The organism is Methyloversatilis sp. MC4-4, from assembly GCF_049843555.1.
Lineage (GTDB): Bacteria > Pseudomonadota > Gammaproteobacteria > Burkholderiales > Rhodocyclaceae > Methyloversatilis > Methyloversatilis discipulorum_B.
The window spans coordinates 1-18,702 of sequence record NZ_JBBHZK010000003.1 but is presented as its reverse complement, the minus strand read 5'-3'; the positions used below and the strand labels follow the sequence as shown (position 1 = coordinate 18,702).

The following is an 18,702-nucleotide window of genomic DNA, read 5'->3' as shown; positions in this document are numbered from 1 at the left end:
GTTACTGCGGCGCCGCCTCGCGCAGCCGCCCCAGCGGCGCCAGGTCGTAGCCGCCCAGTCGGGCGGCGAGGTCGCGGCTGTCGTCGCTGGCCAGTTCGGCCAGCAGTTGCTGCAGCAGGGCGCGGAAGTAGAGGGTGCGCGGCATCACGAGGTCGAGCGCTTCGCTGCCCAGCGGCAGGAAGTGCAGGTTGAATTCGCCGGCCGCGGCGCGCGTGCCCGGCGCGCAGTCGCCGGCACCGCTGGCGACCATGAAGGCGGCTTCGCGTTCCGTGGCGGCGACCTGCACCGCCTCCGGTGCGGCAAGGCCGGCGGCGCTGCAGGCCTGGGCGAAGAAGTGCTGAGAGCCGGCGCCTTCGCCGCGCTGAATTAGCCGCGGGCGGCGCTCGAACAGTTCGCGCAGGCCGCCGACGGAGGGGAGCGTGCGCGACAGCATGACGCCCTGTTCGCGCAGCGCCAGCTGCACCATGACCCAATTCGAACTGCCGGTGTATTCGCGCAGCAGCAGCGCGTGCCGCCGCGTCGCGTGGTGTGCTTCGCCCCAGTGGATGGGGCAGGCATTGGCGCGGCGCTGGGCGAGCAGCGCCAGACCCTTGCGCGTGCCGCAGGGGCTGTAGGCGATCAGGGTGCCGTCGTCGGCGCGCTGTGCCAGCCGCGCGATGCTGTGCGCCAGCCAGGGGTCGTCGCTGCCGGCGATCAGCAGGCGGTCGGCCAGCACGCCGCCGTGCGTCGATTCGAGCAGCCAGTCGTCGAGCAGCTTGCGCGGGAACAGCCACTTGCCGGTCACCTTGGTGGCCGGAATGCCGCTGTCCTGGATCATCGCGTACAGCGTCTTCTCGTTCAGGTGCAGGTAGGCGGCCGCTTCGCGCGCCGTCAGGTAGGGCGAGGGCGTCGTGTCGTCGCCGTCGGCGCTCACGTTCAGATCAGGCCTTCGAACGGGATGACGCCCACCATGTCGCCGACCGCGACGTTACCGACGTCATCGTCGAGCACGATGATGCAGTTGGCGTCGCACATCGAACGCAGGATGCCCGAGCCCTGGGCGCCGGTGACCGTGGCGTGCCAGCGGCCGTCGCGCTGTTCGAGGATGCCGCGCTGGTACTCGGTGCGACCCGGCTGCTTCTTCATCGCGCTGCCGCTGATCGCGTCGAAGCGGATCGGTGCCGGCACCGGTGACGCGCCCATCAGCGTCAGCAGTGCCTCACGCGCGAAGAAGTAGAAGGTGATCATCGTCGCGACCGGATTGCCCGGCAGGCCGAACAGCAAGGTGTCGCGGCCGCCCTTGGTGAGCCGGCCGAAAGCCATCGGCCGGCCCGGCTTCATCGCGATCTTCCAGAAGGTGACCTCGCCCAGGCTGGCGAGGATTTCGCGGACGAAATCCGCTTCGCCCACCGACACGCCGCCGCTGGTGATGATGGCGTCCACCTCGCCGACCGCCGATTCGAGCGCCGCCGACAGCGCCTCGCGCGTATCGCGCGCGACGCCGAGGTCGACCACCTCGCAGCCGAGCCGCGTCAGCATGGCGGTCAGCGTGTAGCGGTTGCTGTCGTAGATGCCGCCTTCGCGCGGCGCGTCACCGATGGACATGACCTCGTCGCCGGTCGACAGCACGCCGACGCGCACGCGGCGCACCACCGTCAGTTCGGGCACGCCGAGCGAAGCGGCCAGGCCGATGTCGGACGGGCGCAGCAGGCGGCCGGCGCGCAGCGCGGCTTCGCCCGCCTTCAGGTCCTCGCCGGCGCGGCGCCGGTTCTGGCCGGCTTTCTGGCCGGGCGGGACGATGACGCAGTCGCCGTCCACCTTCGCGGTTTCCTGGATCGCGACCGTGTCGGCGCCGCGCGGCATGACGGCACCGGTCATGATGCGCACCGCCTGTCCGGGGCCGACCTCGCCATCCCAGGCGTGGCCGGCGTAGGCGGTGCCGACCACGGTGAGCCGCGTATCGGCGTCGGCCGACAGGTCGGCGTGGCGCACGGCGTAGCCATCCATCGCCGAGTTGTCGTGCGGCGGCACGCTGACCGGCGAAATCACGTCGACGGCGAGCACGCGGCCGAGCGCGTCGCGCACCGGCACGCGCTGGGTGCCGGCGACCTGCGAGCAGGCGGCGAGGATGTGGGCGCGGGCGTCCGCGACCGGAGTGAAGCGATCAGTCATGAGGCATCGGGCCGCGCTTCGAGCGAGGCCAGTTCGGTGAGCGTGTTGATGTTGGCGAAGGCGTCCGGATTGTCGTCGAAGGGCACTTCGACCACCTTCAGCGCCGAGTACCAGAGGTCGACCTTGCGACCGCCACCTTCGAGGAATTGTGTCAGACCGGGCAGCACGTGCGCGCGCACCAGGCTGAATACCGGATGCGGCTGGTCGCCGGTGATGGCCACCGCGAGGTCGGCGCCGTCGCGCTCCAGCGCTGCACGCAGTCGCGCGACGAGGTCGAGCGGCAGGAAGGGCGAGTCGCAGGGGCTGGTCACCAGCAGCGGCGTCGTGCAGGCGCTCAGCCCGGCGTGCAGCCCGGCCAGCGGGCCGGCGAAGCCGCCGATCGCATCTGCCACGACCGGATGGCCAAACGCGGCGTAGCGTTCGTTGTTCTGGTTGGCGTTGATGATGAGCGCATCGACCTGTGGCGCCAGACGGCGGATCACGTGTGCCACCATGGGCTCGTCGCGGAAATCCTGCAGGCCCTTGTCGACGCCGCCCATGCGGCGGCCGAGGCCGCCGGCCAGGACCAGTCCGGTGATCGCGTCACTCACGTGTTGTCTCCATCGCGCACGAAGCGCTGCATGCCGGTCAGCAGCAGGTAATGCTTGCCCTGCGAGCGACCGATCATCGTGATGCCCACCTGCTGCGCGATGTCATAGCCCATCTGCGTGAGGCCGGAGCGCGACACCAGGAAGGGGATGCCCATCTGCGCCGCCTTGATCACCATTTCCGAGGTGAGCCGGCCCGTGGTGTAGAAAATCTTGTCGCTGCCCTCGACGCCATCCAGCCACATGTGGCCGGCGATGGCGTCCACCGCGTTGTGGCGCCCGACGTCCTCGACGAAGTACAGCAGTTCGTCGCCGCGGAACAGCGCGCAGCCATGCACCGCGCCGGCCTGCTTGTAGATGGTTTCGTGTTTGCGCACCACGTCGAGCATCGCGTACAGCGTCGACTCGGTCAGCCGGGCATCGTCCGGCAGGCGGATGCGTTCGATGTCGTCCATCAGGTCGCCGAACACCGTACCCTGGCCGCAGCCGGTGGTGACGGTTTTCGTCGCCATGCGCGCGTCGAGGTCGGTCACGCCAGCGCGGGTCGTGACGGCGGCGGCGTTCACGTCCCAGTCCACCTGCACCGACAGGATGTCGTCGATGGATGGCAACAGGCGCTGATTGCGCAGCCAGCCGATCACCAGCGCCTCCGGTGCGCCGCCCAGCGTCATCAGCGTCACCAGTTCGCGCTTGTCGAGATAGACGGTGAGCGGGTGCTCGCCGGCAATCGCCGTCGGTACCGTTTCGCCACGTTCGTTGATGGCGGGAATTTCTATCGTGGCGGGTCGTGCGGCGTCGGTCAGTTCGGGTCTGTGCACACTATCCACCGATGTAGGACATCTCGATTTTTCTTGCCGCGGCCGTTTCCGCGGTGCGGATTTCGGAGTAGCGGTCACCGCGCTGCTGCCAGATCGCGCCGATGGCCGACAGCATCTCTTCGTCGCTGCGGCCTTCGCGCAGCAGCGCGCGCAGGTCGTGCCCTTCGGTCGCGAAAAGACAGGTGAATATCTTGCCCTCGGTCGACAGACGGGCGCGCGTACAGGACGAACAGAAGGCCTGGGTCACCGACGAGATGACGCCCACTTCGCCGCTGCCGTCGGCGTAGCGCCAGCGCTGCGCGACTTCGCCCGGGTAGTTCGGGTCCACCGGCTCCAGCGGCATTTCGGCATGGATGCGCGCGATGACGTCGGCACTGGGCAGCACTTCGTCCATTTTCCAGCCGTTGCTCGAACCGACGTCCATGAACTCGATGAAGCGCACGATGTGGCCGCTGCCCTTGAAGTGGCGCGCCATCGGCACGATGGCGTGATCGTTGGTGCCGCGCTTGACCACCATGTTCACCTTGACCGGCGCGAGCCCGACGGCGTGCGCGGCGTCGATGCCTTCGAGCACGCGCGCGACCGGAAAGTCGACGTCGTTCATCATGCGGAAGGTGGCGTCGTCGATCGCGTCGAGGCTGACGGTGACGCGGGTCAGGCCGGCGTCGCGCAGCGCTCGCGCCTTCTGTTTCAGCAGTGCGCCATTGGTGGTCAGCGTCAGTTCGACCGGCAGTTTCGCCAGTCGCTCGATCAGCTTTTCGACATCCTTGCGCAGCAGCGGCTCGCCGCCGGTGATACGCAACTTGTTGACGCCGTGCGCGACAAACAGACGTGCGATGCGCTCGATCTCCTCGAAGCTCAACAGATCGCTGCGCGCCAGATAGGGGTAGTCCTTGTCGAACACCTCTTTCGGCATGCAGTAGATGCAGCGGAAATTGCAGCGGTCGGTGACCGAGATGCGCAGATCGCGCACGGCGCGGCCACGCGTGTCGAGCAGCGTGCCGGTCGCCGGAATCGGCGTCTCCGGCACCCGTGCCGTCGCGCGTCCGGCGGTGCGGATGTCCAGCAGATGTATGATCTTTTCGCTCATGGGCGGTGCGGCGTGAGCCGTTTCCTTGCTCCGGCTCCGTTTGACAGAAAGGCAGAGGAAGATTTCGTGGAAACCAGCCCCGTCACCCTCAGGTTGGCCGTGATTATGGAGCGCAGGGTACTGCACAACAAGTGGACAGACCATGCCTGGGAAGCGCGCGCGCTTTTGCCCGAGGGCCCGGAAAGCCCTGATGTGCCAAGGGTTTTTGCGCAGACCGACGAGGCGACCCAATGGCTGTTCCCGCCGCTGGACCTGACGCTCTACACCGACGAGGCTGACAACTACCTGCTCAACGTGACCGCTGCCGAGCCGCGCATCTTCGTCATGTGGCGGCCTGACGAAGAGGCCGATCCGCCGGTACGACCGATGCAGATCAGCGCCAGCTACGGCGAGGCCGCGCGCTGGATGGATTCCGGCGAGAAGGTCGATGGTCTGACCATGCCGGCTGACATGCGCGACTGGGTCGAGGACTTTGCGCGCCGTTTCCAGAAGCCGCCTGAACCGCGCAAGCCCAAGCGTTTCGCGAAGACCGGCGATGGCAATACGCACTACGGCGGTGTGCGTGCAGGCGTCGATGGAGGTGAGCGTGAACGATGATCCGGTAAAGGGCTTCCTCGGCCGCTGGTCGCGGCTGAAGCGGGAAGCGGCCGCCGCCGAGGCGCCGTCGCCCGTCGAGGCGCCGGCCGCCATCGTGCCGCAGCAGGCGCCGGATGCGGGGCAGGTGGGGCCGGACACCGATGTGCCGGCCGAACCGCCACCGCTCGAATCGCTGGGCTTCGACTCCGACTACCGCGCTTTCCTTGGCCAGAAGGTGGACGAGGGGCTGAAGCGCGCGGCGCTGAAGAAGCTGTTCCACACGCCGCACTTCAACACGATGGACGGGCTGGATGTCTATATCGAGGACTTCAACCTGTACGAGCCGCTGCCGGCGTCCATGGTGTCGCAGCTCGCGCACGCGAGGGAAACGCTGAACCCGACGCTGCCCGACAACTGGCTCACCTCGGTACCGGACGAGGCGCCGCCCGCCGTGCCGGAGCTGACCGACGCCTCCGTGGAAGAGGCGGCAGCGTCGGCGCTGGACAGTCCGGCGGACGAAGACGAGGGGGGCGCGACAGCGTCGAGCGAGATCGAGCGCTTGCCGATCGAGGCGCCCGTGCCGTCATCCGATCACGCGGAAAGTCATTCCAGGTCGGAATAGTCCGTTTTGTTCTCAGGTGATCTGGCACGAAGGCTGCAAAAGCCTTGCCGGAGGAGCCTGACTACATGAACAACGCCCACAAGGCGATCCAGCTGTGCAGCTGCAATGGCACGGTGGAGATCGACATTAGAAGACTGGGTGACGCGCTGGCGCTGGACGCCGCCGATCTGCCGGTACTGCACGCCGCGACACAGCTGTGCGGCCGCGACGCCGCCGCGTTTTCCGCCGCACTGGGCGGCGCGGCCGACGCCATCGTCGGCTGTACGCAGGAAGCCGCCTTGCTGCGCGAGGTCGCCGACGAGGCGGGCGCCGCATCCGGTCTCACCTTCATCAATCTGCGCGACATCGGCGGACGCAGCCCGCGCGGCAGCGACGCCACGCCGTCAGTTGCCGCACAACTTGCGATGGCCCGCATGGCCGAACCGGCGCCGGTGCCTGCCGTCAACTACGCGTCTTCCGGACAGCTGCTGATCATCGGCCCGGCCGGTGCTGCGCTCGGCTGGGCACAGGAAGCACAGCGTCGGTACGGCGACAGCATCGCGGTCAGCGTGCTGATCACCGGCCGCGACGGCAGCGAACTGCCGGTGCGCCGCGACTGGCCGGTCATGACCGGCCGCGACGTGACGGTGAGCGGCTGGCTCGGCGCATTCGACGTGAGCTGGGCGCGTGCCAACGCGATCGACCTCGACGCCTGTGTGCGCTGCAATGCCTGCATCGATGCCTGTCCGGAGGGCGCCATCGGCTTCGACTATCAGGTCGATGCCGCCCGCTGTACCGGCCATCGCGCCTGCGTCAACGCCTGTGCCGACATCGGCGCCATCGATTTCGCGGCCGTGGGCAGCCCGCGCAGTGAGCGCTACGACCTGGTGCTCGACCTGTCGGAGCCAGCGCTGATCCGCATTCCGCATCCGCCTCAGGGCTATGCCTCGCCCGGCCGCGATCCGCTCGAACAGTCCCTGGCGCTGCAGAAGCTCGCCGGCATGGTGGGTGAATTCGAAAAGCCGAAGTTCTTCAACTACAAGGCCTCGATCTGCGCGCACAGCCGCAACAGCAAGCAGGGCTGCAATCGCTGCATCGACGTCTGTTCGACCTCGGCCATCCGCGCCGACGGCGACGGCGTGTTCGTCGAGCCGCACCTGTGCATGGGTTGCGGCGCCTGTGCGACAGTTTGTCCCACCGGCGCCATGCGCTACGCCTACCCATCGGCGTCCGATGTTGCGGTGCGCATCAAGACGGCACTGCAGGCCTGGCGCGCCGCTGGCGGCCGCGCACCGCGCGTCGTCTTCCACACCGAGACGCAGGGTGAGGAGGTGCTGGCGCTGGCCGGCCGCCGTCGCGGGCTGCCCGCTGACCTGCTGCCGGTGGCCGTGCATGACGTCGCGTCGGTCGGGCTGGAACTGATGCTCGCGACGCTGTGCTACGGCGCCGCACAATGCGTCATTCTGTCTCACGACGATCAGCCCGACGCCTACCGCGAAGCGACCGCCGGGCAGATCGCGCTCGGCCGTACGATTCTTTCCGCACTCGGCCATCCGGCGTCGGCGCTGGCCGCGGTGGTGGGGGACGACGCCGCTACGCTGATCAGCGCACTCGACGCCGCCGTCGCGCCGGCGCAGTCCTGTCCGCCGGCCAGCTTCGCGCTGCCGGTCGAGAAGCGCGGCGCGCTCGAGTTCTGCATCGATCACTTGGCCCGCCACGCGGCGCAGAAGGTCGAGGCCATCGCGCTGCCGGCCGGTGCGCCCTTCGGCGCGGTCACTATCGACAAGGCCGCCTGTACCTTGTGCATGAGCTGCGTCGGCGCCTGTCCGGCCTCGGCCTTGATGGACGGCGGCGAGCGGCCGGCGTTGCGTTTCCTAGAACGTAACTGCGTGCAGTGCGGCCTGTGCGTGAACACCTGTCCAGAGAACGCGCTGTCGCTCGAACCGCGCCTGCTGATCGGCGACGCCGTGCGGCGCGAACGCGTGCTGAACGAAACCGAACCTTTCCACTGCATCAGCTGCGGTACGCCCTTCGGCACGAAGCAGATGATCGATGCGATGACCGGCAGGCTGTCCGCGCATTCGATGTTCGCCAGCGGCGATGCACTGCGCCGGCTGCAGATGTGTGCCGACTGTCGCGTCATCGACATGATGAAGGCGAAGGGGGGCGAAACCACGGTGTTCGACACATGAACGCACCCACTCCGCAAACACTCGCTTTCGTGCGCGACCCGGTCAGCGACGAGGACACGGCTCGCGCCAATCACTACGCACTGCTGTCGCGGCTGCTGCATGCCGCACCCGATGCCTCTCTGCTCGGCATGCTGGCCGCCTCCGGCGACTGGCAGATCGACGATGACGCGCCGTCGGCCGAGGCGGTGCTGATGGCGCAGGCTTGGAATGGGCTGTGTGCGGCGTCGGCAGCGATGGACCCGGCCGCTGCGCAGGATGAGTTCGACGCGCTGTTCGGCGGCGTCGGCCGACCGGAAATCGTCGTTTTCGGCTCCTTCTACCTGGCCGGCTTCGTCAACGAGAAGCCGCTGGTGAAGCTGCGCGACGACCTGGCGGCGCTGGGCCTGGCGCGCACGCAGGGCGAGTCGCTGCCCGAGGACCACATCGCCGCAGTATGCGACGTGATGCGTCTGCTGCTGACCGACACCACGCGCAGCGCCGCCGAGCGCGCACAGGCGCAGGACCGCTTCTTTGCCACCCATATCCAGCCCTGGTACGGCGCGCTGTGCGACGCGCTCGATGCCGCGGCGGGCGCCAATTTCTACCGCCGTGTTTCGCAGTACGCGCGCAGCTTTCTCGACGTCGAGGCGGCGGCGCTGACCATAGATCCATGAAGTGACCTACAACTGAAGAGCCAACACCCTGAACCGGGCAGTCATCACGAGGAGGACAGAGCAATGACCGAAAAAGCCAACCTGAAACGTCGTCAGTTCCTGCTGACCGCGGGCGTCGGCGGCGTGAGCGCCGCGGCGGCCGTGGTGGCCGTGCGGTCGACCGGCAGCGATGCCGGCGCGACCGCCACGACCGCGCAGACCGACAGGAGCGGATACCGCATGACCGAGCACATCGCGGCCTACTACCGCACCGCCCGCGTCTGATCCCGAGGAGAGCCAACATGACATTGACCCGCAAATCGGCTGGTGGCGCGCGCGCGCAATCGCGTCTGGCGCGCCCGGCGTCGGCGGCTTCGCCGCGCACGATGGACCGCCGCACCTTCCTCAAACGTTCCGGCATGACCGCAGGTGCAGGCGCCTTCGCATCGGCACTGCCCTTCTCGATGGTCGAGCGCGCGCAGGCCGCCAACCCGTCGGCGGCCGGCGGCAAGGTGGAAGTGAAGCGCACGATCTGTACCCACTGTTCGGTCGGCTGTGCCATCGACGCCGAAGTCGTCAACGGCGTCTGGGTCGGCCAGGAGCCGGTGTTCGACAGCCCGATCAATATGGGCGCGCACTGTGCCAAGGGCGCGTCGATCCGCGAGCACGGCCACGGTGAGCACCGGCTGCGCTATCCGATGAAGCTGGTCGACGGCAAGTGGGTGCGCATGTCCTGGGACGACGCGCTGAACGAACTGTCGGCGCGCCTGCTGAAACTGCGCGAGGAGAGCGGCCCGGACAGCGTGTACTGGATCGGCTCGTCCAAGCACAACAACGAGCAGGCCTACATGATGCGCAAGTTCGTGTCGATGTGGGGCACCAACAACTGCGACCACCAGGCGCGCATCTGCCACTCGACCACGGTGGCCGGTGTGGCCAACACGTGGGGGTATGGTGCGATGACCAACTCCTACAACGACATGCAGAACTCGAAGGCGATCTTCTTCATGGGATCGAACGCCGCCGAGGCGCACCCGGTGTCGCTGCTGCACATCCTGCACGCGAAGGAAAACGGCGCGAAGATCATCGTCGCCGATCCGCGCTTCACGCGTACCGCGGCCAAGGCCGACCACTTCGTGCGCATCCGCTCCGGCTCCGACATCGCCATCCTGTACGGCGTGCTGCGCCACATCTTCGAGAACGGCTGGGAGGACAAGCAGTACATCGAGGATCGCGTGTTCGGCATGGACAAGATCCGCGACGAGGCGATGAAGTGGACCGCCGACAAGGTGGAGGAAGTCAGCGGCGTGCCGGATGATCAGGTGAAGCTGATCGCCGAAACGATGGCCAAGAACAAGCCGTCCACCGTGGTGTGGTGCATGGGCCAGACCCAGCACACGACCGGCAACGCCATCGTGCGCATGATGTGCAATCTGCAGCTCGCGCTCGGCAACGTCGGTGTGGCGGGCGGCGGCACCAACATCTTCCGTGGCCACGACAACGTGCAGGGCGCGACCGACGTCGGCCCGAACCCGGATTCGCTGCCCGGCTATTACGGCATCGCGACCGGTTCGTGGAAGCACTGGGCCAATGTGTGGGGCGTCGATTACGAGTGGCTGAAGGGCCGCTTCGCGTCGCAGGCGCTGATGGAGAAGTCCGGCATCACGGTATCGCGCTGGATCGACGGCGTGACCGAGAAGAACGAACTGATCGACCAGGACCCGAACCTGCGCGCAGTCGTGTTCTGGGGCCACGCGCCGAACTCGCAGACGCGCGGCAAGGACATGCTGGAGGCGATGAAGGCGCTCGACACCCTGGTGGTGATCGACCCCTACCCGTCGGCCACCGCGGCGATGGCGGCCAGCGCCCGCAAGGACGGCGTTTACCTGCTGCCGGCCGCGACGCAGTTCGAGTGCGAGGGCTCCTGCACCGCGTCGAACCGCTCGATCCAGTGGCGCGAGAAGGTGATCGAGCCGCTGTGGGAATCGAAGCCCGACCACACCATCATGTATCTGTTCGCGCAGAAGTTCGGCTTCGCCGAGCAGTTCACGAAGAACGTGAAGGTGACCAACAACGAGCCCAGCGTCGAAGACATCCTGCGCGAGATCAACCGCGGCACCTGGACCATCGGCTACACCGGTCAGTCGCCGGAGCGCCTGAAGATCCACATGCGCAACATGCAGGTGTTCGATCCGAAGACGCTGAAGGCCAAGGGCGGCATCGACAAGGAAACCGGCTACGTGCTCGACGGCGAGTATTTCGGCCTGCCCTGGCCGTGCTACGGCACGCCGGAGATGAAGCACCCGGGCTCGCCCAATCTGTACGACACCTCCAAGCACGTGATGGACGGGGGCGGCAACTTCCGCGCCAACTTTGGCGTCGAGAAGGACGGCACCAGCCTGCTGGCGGCCGACGGCTCCGCTTCGAAGGGTGCCGACCTGCAGTTCGGCTACCCCGAGTTCGACCACGTGCTGCTGAAGAAGCTGGGCTGGTGGGAAGAGCTGACCGAGGACGAGAAGAAGAAGGCCGAGGGCAAGAACTGGAAGACCGACCCGTCGGGCGGCATCATCCGCGTCGCGATGAAGAACCACGGCTGCCACCCATTCGGCAACGCCAAGGCGCGCGCGGTGGTGTGGAACTTCCCGGACCCGGTGCCGGTGCATCGCGAACCCCTCTTCTCGCCGCGTGCCGATCTGGTCGCCAAGTACCCGACGCACGAGGACAAGAAGGCCTTCTGGCGCCTGCCCACGCTGTACAAGAGCGTGCAGGACCAGTTCGCCAATGTCGGCAAGGACTACCCGCTCATCATGACTTCGGGCCGTCTGGTCGAGTACGAGGGCGGTGGCGACGAGACGCGCTCCAACCCCTGGCTGGCCGAGCTGCAGCAGAACATGTTCGTCGAGATCAACCCGCGGGCGGCCAACGACCGCGGCATCCGCGACAAGGACATGGTGTGGGTGAAGTCGCCCAGCGGCGCGCAGATCAAGGTGCAGGCGATGGTGACCGAGCGGGTCGGGCCGGACACGGTGTTCCTGCCCTTTCACTTCGCAGGCCACTGGATGGGTAAGGACCTGATCGACAGCTACCCGGAAGGGGCAGCACCGGTCGTGCGTGGCGAGGCGGTCAACACCGCCACGACCTACGGCTACGACTCGGTGACCATGATGCAGGAAACCAAGACCACGGTCTGCCAGATCATGAAGGCCTGACGCGGGCGCGATGAAACAACACGGGGCGGCGCGTCAGCCGCGCGTCGCCCCGGAGAACGGAGGACACCATGGCAAGAATGAAATTCATCTGTGACGCCGAGCGCTGCATCGAGTGCAACGGCTGCGTCACCGCATGCAAGAACGAACACGAGGTGCCCTGGGGCGTGAACCGCCGGCGCGTCGTGACCATCAACGATGGCGTCCCGGGCGAGCGCTCGATGTCGGTCGCGTGCATGCACTGTTCCGATGCGCCCTGCATGGCGGTGTGCCCGGTCGACTGCTTCTACCGCACCGATGAAGGCGTGGTGCTGCACGACAAGGACCTGTGCATCGGCTGTGGCTACTGCTTCTACGCCTGTCCGTTCGGCGCGCCGCAGTTCCCGCAGGCGGGTGCCTTCGGCCTGCGCGGCAAGATGGACAAGTGCACCTTCTGCGCCGGCGGCCCGGAAACCAACAACTCGGAAGAGGAGTTCCGCAAGTACGGCCGCAACCGTCTGGCCGAGGGCAAGCTGCCGCTGTGCGCCGAAGTGTGCTCGACCAAGGCGCTGCTCGGCGGCGACGCCGACGTGCTGGCCGACATCTATCGCCAGCGCGTGCTCACCCGCGGCAAGGGTGCGGACATCTGGGGCTGGTCGACCGCCTATGGCAAGCCGGACGCACCGGCCACCGCCCCGGCGGCGGGAGGCAAATCATGAAGCCGCTGAGCGGAGCCGTCTGTCTGCTCGCATTCGCCGCCGCGCTCTCCGGCTGCGGCGAGAAGGAGCAGGTGGTGGTCTACAAGCAGGGCCAGTACCAGGGCAAGGCCGACAGCAAGCCCTGGGACAACGAGTCCTTCTCCGGCGACAAGGGGAACTGGGAGGCGACCATCAAGGCGCGCAACCAGAGCCAGAACGAATATCGCCGCATCAACGGTTAGGAGAGCGTTCATGAGTCATGACATGACTGTACTGAAGCGCCTGCTGTGGATGGTGCTGACGCTGTGCGCGCTGGCGGGCGGACCGGTGTTCGCCGCCGACGCGCCGCCGGCGACGGCGGCCGACCAGGCGTTGCGCCAGCAGTCGCAGCCGCTGAACAACGCGCCGGTGTGGCGCGAGGTGAGGTCGGGCGAGCAGCACTACACCACGGTGCAGGGCGTCGAGACCGGCGTGCTGATCCAGTCCGGCGGCCAGACCTGGCGTGCGCTGCGCAACGGTCCGCTGATGCTGTACGGCGGCATCGCCTTCTGCGCCATGCTGGTTCTGCTGGCCGTGTTCTTCAAGCTGCGCGGGCCGATCCGGCTGTCGGAGGCGAAGACCGGCCGGATGATCCAGCGCTTCAACACGATGGAACGGATGTCGCACTGGGCAATGGCGATCTCGTTCTGCGTGCTGATGGTGAGCGGGCTGGTGATGCTGTTCGGCAAGCACGTGCTGCTGCCGGTGTTCGGCTACTCGCTGTTCGCGACGGTGGCTCTGGTGTGCAAGAACATCCACAACTTCGTCGGGCCGGTATTCATCCTGTCGGTGCTGCTGTTCATCGTCCTGTTCGTGAAGGACAACGTGTGGCAGGCCATCGACGCGCTGTGGATACGCAAGGCCGGTGGTCTGCTGACCGGCGAACACGTACCTTCGCACCGCTTCAACTTCGGCGAGAAGACCTGGTTCTGGCTCGGTGTCGTGTTCCTGTCGTTGACCGTCGGCATCAGCGGTCTGGTGCTCAACTTCCCGAACTTCGAACAGGGCCGCGCCATCATGCAGACGGCGAACATCGTGCATCTGATCGGTGGCCTGATCGTGATGACGCTGTCGCTCGCGCACATATATATAGGCAGCATCGGCATGGAAGGCGCGCTCGACGGCATGAAGACTGGCTATGTCGACGAGACCTGGGCCAAGGAGCACCACGAGCTGTGGTACGACGCGGCGAAGAAGGCTCAACCGGCGGAGAAGCCGGCAGGCGGCATGCCTGCACCGGCCCGCGTCTGAACGGAGGACTACGCATGAACAGGATGATCGTGCTGCTGCTCGGCGCCTTGCTATCGACCGGCGCGCTGGCCAAGCTGCCGGAGCTTACCGAGGAACAGAAGGCCGCTGCCGCGGAGAAGAAGGCGAAGGCGGACGAAGCGACCAAGAAAGGCAACGAGCAGCTGGCGGCGTCGCAGGATCGCGTGGCGGCGAAGTACATCGAGCAGATGAAGGCGAAGGGCGTCACCGTGACGCCGACGCCGATCGCGCCGCCGGCCGCTCCGGCGGCACCGGCAGGGGCGGCAAACCCGCCGGCGGCAGCGCCCGCGGCACCGCCTGCAGCGAAGTAAGGAGGTCCGGACGCCGCGTCGCGACGGGCAACAAAGACAAAAGGCACCGCGAGGTGCCTTTTGTCTTTGAGGGAAACGGATCGGCGCGGCGATCCGGTTGGTCCGACTCAGCCGCCGAAGCGGTAGCGCACACCCAGCCAGCCCGAGCGCGGCGCGCCCGGCGCGTAAAAGGTTTCATCCTCCCAGTTCGCCGTGTTGCTGTCGAAACTGTTGTTCGGACCGACAAAGGGGTTCTCGCCGATCTGACCCGCGGTGAAGTAGCGCTTGTCGAACACGTTGTTCACCCGCGCGAACACCGACCAGCCACCGCCCAGCTTCGCGTCGGCCACCATATTCACCACGGTGAAGCCTGACGTCTTGCCGTTCTCGTCGTGTTCGTTGTTCTCGTTGCCGCGAACATAGACACCCGAGTGCGTGATCACATCCGAACCGAGCGTGAGCCATTCGGTGGCGCGCCAGTTCAGGCCCAGCTTGAACGAATGCTCGGCGATGCCAGGAATGCGGTCGCCCGACTGCACGCGGATGTTGTCGACGCCGCAGCTCGGATCGAGTGCCGAGTTCTCCGGCGACACGATACATTCGCTCGAACGGTAGGTCGCGTCGACCCAGGTGTAGCCGGCGTTCCACATCAGGCTGCCGTAATCGCCGCTCAGGCCGAGTTCGACACCGTTGCGCTGGGTCTTCCCGAAGTTCTTGAAATAGCCCTGACCGACCGTATTGCTCGCGACGAACAGGATGTCGTCGCGGTTCACAGCGCCGAAGGCTGCGACGTTCCAGCGGAACGGTCCGACCACGCCACGGGCGCCGATCTCGATGCTGCGCGTGACCACCTGATCCAGACGCGGGTCGGCCTGCATCGCGTTCGGCAGCTTGCACGGCTCGTTCGGGTCGGAACAGCCCAGCTCGATCGGACTGGGCGCACGGTTGCCCTGCTGCGCATTGGCGTACAGCGTGACTGCCGGCGTCAGCGCATAGGTGGCGCCCAGTGCCGGATTGATCTTGCTGTAGGTGTAGTCACTGTTGAGACTGGACGTGGCGTCGAGCTGGTCCATCGTGCGCACACTGGTGTGGTTGTAGCGGCCGGACAGCGACACCGTAGCGTCGGCGATCGGTTTCCAGGTGCCGGTGGCGAACAGACTCCAGGTGCGGCTGCGGCCGCGCAGCTTCGGTTCCGGATCTTCCTCGCTGTCGGTCGGGGTGACCGAGCGGTCGGGCAGGAAGTCACCCTCCTGCTCGGTCTGCTGGAACTTCGTACGGCTGTGGTCGAAGGTCGTGCCGACGGCCAGCTGACGGTCTTCGAGGATCTGTGCCCACTGCGCACTGAAGCCGTAGCCGGTCTGGCGGGTGCGGGTTCGGTTCAGCACGCCTTCCGGATCGCCCGGCGCCGCGAACTCGTCGTTGGCGTCGCCGTTGAGCGTGCGTACGTTGTTCTTGCGCACATAGACGGTGCCCGACAGCTTCTGGACGTCGTCCAGCCAGTAGCCGCCGTTCAGCGACAACATGGTCATGCGGTTCTTCGTGTTGTCGGGCGACGTGAAGATCGAACGCCGGCGTTGCTCGTAGAAGGACAGCGGCGTCAGACCGTTGCCGATCAGGTCGCTGTTTGCGTGCGTGAGGTTCAGATCGAGTTCGTGCTTGGATGAGCGGTGCGAAATCTTGCCGAAGAACTGGTTCACGTCCGACGGCGACAGATCGCGCCAGCCGTCTTCCTTGAAACGGGTGGCAGTGAAGTACCAGCCCAGTTCGCCATTGTTGCCGCCATGTTCAGCGGTCACAGCGCTGCGGCCGAAGCTGCCGGTGTAGGCCTCTACGCCGGTTCCGGCGTGGCTGAAACCATCCTTGGTGCGCACCGACAGTGCGCCACCGAGCGTATTGAGGCCGAAAAGCGGATTCGAGCCCGGGATCAGGTCGATCGAGGCGATCGCGTTACGCGGAATCAGGTCCCAGTTGACCACGTCACCGAAGGGCTCGTTTACGCGCACGCCGTCCTGATAGACCGACAGGCCTTGCGGCGTGCCAAGCAGCGGACTGGCGGTGAAGCCGCGGTAGTTCACATCCGCCTGATATGGATTCCCCTGGATTTCATTGACATTGACGCTCTGCAACTGGCTGCCAAGCAGCTCGGGCAGACCACCAGAACCTGTATCGCGCAGCGCTTCACGGCGGATCGACTGCACGTTGGCGGGGATCTCGTCCTTCGGCCGGTCCAGACCCGGCACTGGTGATGTGCCAACAACCTCGACCGTGGGGGCCACGGTCTGCGCATGGCTGGCAAACGGCAGGCCGATCGTGCAGGCGCCGCTGATAATTGCGGCGAGCGGGGTCAGACGCAGACGTTGTGCGTCGGTGTGCTTTCTCAAGGGGTTACTCCTCTCGTTTCTGGGGAGTGCGCACTCGTTCTTTGAAGTGCGTCACTGAAACGACCCTACAGGCAGGGTCCGATCGGAAGATAGCCAAGAGCTGTAAGCAAGGATCGGGAAAAACTCCCGAGGTGGGCGGGCTGGCTTGTTTATCGCTTAGTGTGCGAATTGTCTGTCTGTGGCGCACATTTAGCGGGCGCCTGCCGCGTCAATGATTGGCGTCCGTCGGGCCGAGCAATTGCGTCGGGCCGGTGCCGGACACCACGCCCAGACGAAGCGCGAGGTGCACCAGCGCAGCCGACGTGTTGACGTTCAGCTTTTCCTTGATGAGCGCCTGATAGTTTGCGACTGTCTTCTGGCTCAGGTTCAGCATCTGCGCACATTCTGCCGGCGACATGCCGCGTGCGAGCAGGCGGAAGACCTCGAACTCGCGTGCCGAAAGCGCGTTGATGACCTCGCGCTCGGCGTCGGGCGAGCGGTGTTCGACAACCCGTCGTACGTCCTCACTGAAGTAGCGCTCACCCCTCGCGACCGCTCGGACCGCCTCCAGCAACACCTCGGGGGCACTGCGCTTGCTGATGAATCCGCAGGCGCCGCTCTGGATGGCCTTATCAACCACTACCGCCTCGTCATGGACGCTGAACACCAGTACGCGCGCGCTCGTATCCCGAGCACGAATGCGCCGTATCAGCTCTATGCCGCTCGATCCGGGAAGCGAGAGATCGGTCACCGTAACCTTCGGCGTGCATTGCACGTAAGCGGTATAGCCCGCCTCGGCGTCCGGCGCTTCGGCAGCCACGCGGATGTCTCCGCCCGCTTCCAGCAGCCTTGCGTAACCCGAGCGCACGATCGGATGATCGTCTACCAGCAGCACGTCGATCATTGAGTGTCCTCCTTAACTTGTTCAACCGGCGGTCGACATGGAATCGAGCACGTGACGAGCACGCCCCCCAGACGGCTTTGCCCGATCGAAAGGCTGCCGCCCAACATCGAGGCCCGCTCCTTCATGCCGAGCCAGCCCAGTCCCGCACGAACGCGTGCAACGTCGTGACCGATGCCGTCGTCTTCGATGGTCAGATCGATCCGACCTGATTCCGGCTGGCCGTGCAGCATGATTCGAACGTGACCGGCGTGGGCGTGCTTCATGACGTTCGACAGCGATTCCTGCACGATGCGATACAGCGCGATACTGATCTGCTCACCGAGTGCGCCCAGTTCGCCGGACGGAAGAAGCGCGCAGCTTACTTCGGAGCGTTCCTCCCACGACTCGCATAGTGATTGCAGGGCACCTACCAAGCCAAGACTGTCGAGCGCCGCCGGGCGCAGTTCATAAAGAAGTCCGCGGACGGTCTGGTACAACTCGTCCGCGGTCTCTGCGATGCGCGCTGCCGCCGCCTGTTCCGACGATGCACCCGGAAGTGTCGTACGCAGGAATACCGCATCGATCCTGATTGCGTTGCAGCTCTGCCCGAAGTGATCATGAAGTTCGTGCGCAATACGCCGGCGCTCGGCTTCCTGCAGGCCGATCAATGTCTGCGCCAGTTCTCTGTTCCGTGCGGCAAGCCGCTGCAGTGCGTGCTCGGCCGCCACGCGCGACATGAGTTCGCTGCGAGCCTCCCGCCAGCGAAGGAAGGAGAAAACGGCCAGTCCCGCCAGCACGCTGAGCAGCACGAACACAAGTTCGTCCGCCTGGAAGCCCTCGTAACGAGTGAGCTCAGCATGGAGTCTTTCATAGAGCTCTGTGCGAGAACTCACCAGGAAGGTGAGCAGCGCTGCCGTAGCTATCAGTGCGCCTTCAAGTCGCCGTCGGCGTGCCGATGACTTGATGCCCTTGTGCACTGCCTTATATATATGCATGTATCGCCAACCCAGCCTTCACTGCTTGTTCGAGTATCCGATGCTGCCACACGCTGACGTCACGAGATTTCAGCCGCGGTAACCGCGCTGCAAAGAAAGTCCCAACGAGTGTTGACCTGTCGTTGGAAAACCTTCATAATCTTTTTCTCTCGAACGCGGGGTGGAGCAGTCTGGCAGCTCGTCGGGCTCATAACCCGAAGGTCACAGGTTCAAATCCTGTCCCCGCAACCACCGATTCAACATGGCGGTGAGCGAGAAAAAAGATTCAAAAATGTTTGCGCAGATCTGAAAACGTGCTATAGTTTCACTTCTGTGCTGCAGCAAAAGCAGCAACAA

The 18,702-nt window shown here is 65.9% G+C and carries 18 protein-coding genes and 1 tRNA gene; 11 read left to right on the top strand and 8 right to left on the bottom strand.

The genetic code is table 11. The annotated features are described in order from the left end of the window. Position 1: 1 nt before the first annotated feature. The 5 genes from WDZ97_RS13195 to moaA are packed head-to-tail and all read right to left on the bottom strand — an operon-like array spanning position 2 to position 4,646. Positions 2-913 (bottom strand): substrate-binding domain-containing protein, encoded by a 912-nt coding sequence (locus WDZ97_RS13195; RefSeq protein ID WP_425763033.1) that lies wholly within the window; start codon positions 911-913, stop codon positions 2-4. 2 nt (positions 914-915) lie between these two features. Further along, positions 916-2,151: a gephyrin-like molybdotransferase Glp gene (glp, locus tag WDZ97_RS13190; RefSeq protein ID WP_425763032.1), complete on the bottom strand. Its 1,236-nt coding sequence runs from the start codon at positions 2,149-2,151 to the stop codon at positions 916-918. Then, complete coding sequence (mobA, locus tag WDZ97_RS13185) at positions 2,148-2,741, bottom strand: molybdenum cofactor guanylyltransferase MobA (protein ID WP_425763031.1); 594 nt, start codon at positions 2,739-2,741, stop codon at positions 2,148-2,150. The genes glp and mobA overlap by 4 nt, the downstream gene beginning before the upstream one ends. Beyond that, positions 2,738-3,556 carry a formate dehydrogenase accessory sulfurtransferase FdhD gene (locus WDZ97_RS13180; RefSeq protein WP_425763030.1) on the bottom strand — a complete coding sequence of 273 codons (819 nt, stop codon included), beginning with the start codon at positions 3,554-3,556 and terminating at the stop codon, positions 2,738-2,740. Before WDZ97_RS13180 ends, mobA begins: the two co-directional genes overlap by 4 nt. Position 3,557: 1 nt before the next feature. After that, positions 3,558-4,646, bottom strand: coding sequence for a GTP 3',8-cyclase MoaA (moaA, locus tag WDZ97_RS13175; RefSeq protein WP_425763029.1), 1,089 nt, complete (start codon positions 4,644-4,646; stop codon positions 3,558-3,560). Between the two features lie 12 nt (positions 4,647-4,658). Here moaA and WDZ97_RS13170 point away from each other — a divergent pair, with 12 nt between their 5' ends. From WDZ97_RS13170 to WDZ97_RS13125, 10 genes are all read left to right on the top strand, one after another. Next, on the top strand, positions 4,659-5,243 hold the full coding sequence (locus WDZ97_RS13170) for a DUF3305 domain-containing protein (RefSeq protein WP_425763028.1): 585 nt from the start codon (positions 4,659-4,661) through the stop codon (positions 5,241-5,243). Then, positions 5,182-5,844 (top strand): DUF3306 domain-containing protein, encoded by a 663-nt coding sequence (locus WDZ97_RS13165; protein WP_425763027.1) that lies wholly within the window; start codon positions 5,182-5,184, stop codon positions 5,842-5,844. Before WDZ97_RS13170 ends, WDZ97_RS13165 begins: the two co-directional genes overlap by 62 nt. A gap of 65 nt (positions 5,845-5,909) precedes the next feature. Then, complete coding sequence (locus WDZ97_RS13160) at positions 5,910-8,015, top strand: 4Fe-4S binding protein (RefSeq protein WP_425763026.1); 2,106 nt, start codon at positions 5,910-5,912, stop codon at positions 8,013-8,015. Further along, positions 8,012-8,668, top strand: coding sequence for a TorD/DmsD family molecular chaperone (locus WDZ97_RS13155; protein WP_425763025.1), 657 nt, complete (start codon positions 8,012-8,014; stop codon positions 8,666-8,668). Before WDZ97_RS13160 ends, WDZ97_RS13155 begins: the two co-directional genes overlap by 4 nt. A gap of 63 nt (positions 8,669-8,731) precedes the next feature. After that, positions 8,732-8,932: a hypothetical protein gene (locus WDZ97_RS13150; protein WP_020165592.1), complete on the top strand. Its 201-nt coding sequence runs from the start codon at positions 8,732-8,734 to the stop codon at positions 8,930-8,932. A gap of 17 nt (positions 8,933-8,949) precedes the next feature. Beyond that, positions 8,950-11,856: a formate dehydrogenase subunit alpha gene (locus WDZ97_RS13145; RefSeq protein WP_425763024.1), complete on the top strand. Its 2,907-nt coding sequence runs from the start codon at positions 8,950-8,952 to the stop codon at positions 11,854-11,856. A gap of 77 nt (positions 11,857-11,933) precedes the next feature. Further along, entirely contained in the window at positions 11,934-12,551 is a 618-nt protein-coding gene (fdh3B, locus tag WDZ97_RS13140; RefSeq protein WP_020165590.1) for a formate dehydrogenase FDH3 subunit beta, read from the top strand. Continuing rightward, entirely contained in the window at positions 12,548-12,772 is a 225-nt protein-coding gene (locus WDZ97_RS13135; RefSeq protein ID WP_425763023.1) for a hypothetical protein, read from the top strand. Before fdh3B ends, WDZ97_RS13135 begins: the two co-directional genes overlap by 4 nt. Positions 12,773-12,794: 22 nt before the next feature. Beyond that, the gene (locus WDZ97_RS13130) at positions 12,795-13,820 is read left to right on the top strand and encodes a formate dehydrogenase subunit gamma (RefSeq protein ID WP_304005667.1); all 1,026 of its coding nucleotides are present in this window, start codon (positions 12,795-12,797) and stop codon (positions 13,818-13,820) included. Between the two features lie 14 nt (positions 13,821-13,834). Continuing rightward, positions 13,835-14,149: a hypothetical protein gene (locus WDZ97_RS13125; RefSeq protein WP_029143812.1), complete on the top strand. Its 315-nt coding sequence runs from the start codon at positions 13,835-13,837 to the stop codon at positions 14,147-14,149. Between the two features lie 107 nt (positions 14,150-14,256). Here WDZ97_RS13125 and WDZ97_RS13120 read toward each other — a convergent pair whose 3' ends face one another. From WDZ97_RS13120 to WDZ97_RS13110, 3 genes are all read right to left on the bottom strand, one after another. Next, a complete protein-coding gene (locus WDZ97_RS13120) occupies positions 14,257-16,509 on the bottom strand; it encodes a TonB-dependent receptor (protein WP_425763022.1) in 2,253 nt (750 codons plus the stop codon). 208 nt (positions 16,510-16,717) lie between these two features. After that, the gene (locus WDZ97_RS13115; protein WP_304005670.1) at positions 16,718-17,392 is read right to left on the bottom strand and encodes a response regulator transcription factor; all 675 of its coding nucleotides are present in this window, start codon (positions 17,390-17,392) and stop codon (positions 16,718-16,720) included. Next, positions 17,389-18,348, bottom strand: coding sequence for a sensor histidine kinase (locus WDZ97_RS13110; RefSeq protein WP_425763021.1), 960 nt, complete (start codon positions 18,346-18,348; stop codon positions 17,389-17,391). The genes WDZ97_RS13115 and WDZ97_RS13110 overlap by 4 nt, the downstream gene beginning before the upstream one ends. A 172-nt stretch (positions 18,349-18,520) precedes the next feature. Here WDZ97_RS13110 and WDZ97_RS13105 point away from each other — a divergent pair. After that, positions 18,521-18,597, top strand: a tRNA-Met gene (locus tag WDZ97_RS13105). Positions 18,598-18,702: the final 105 nt, after the last annotated feature.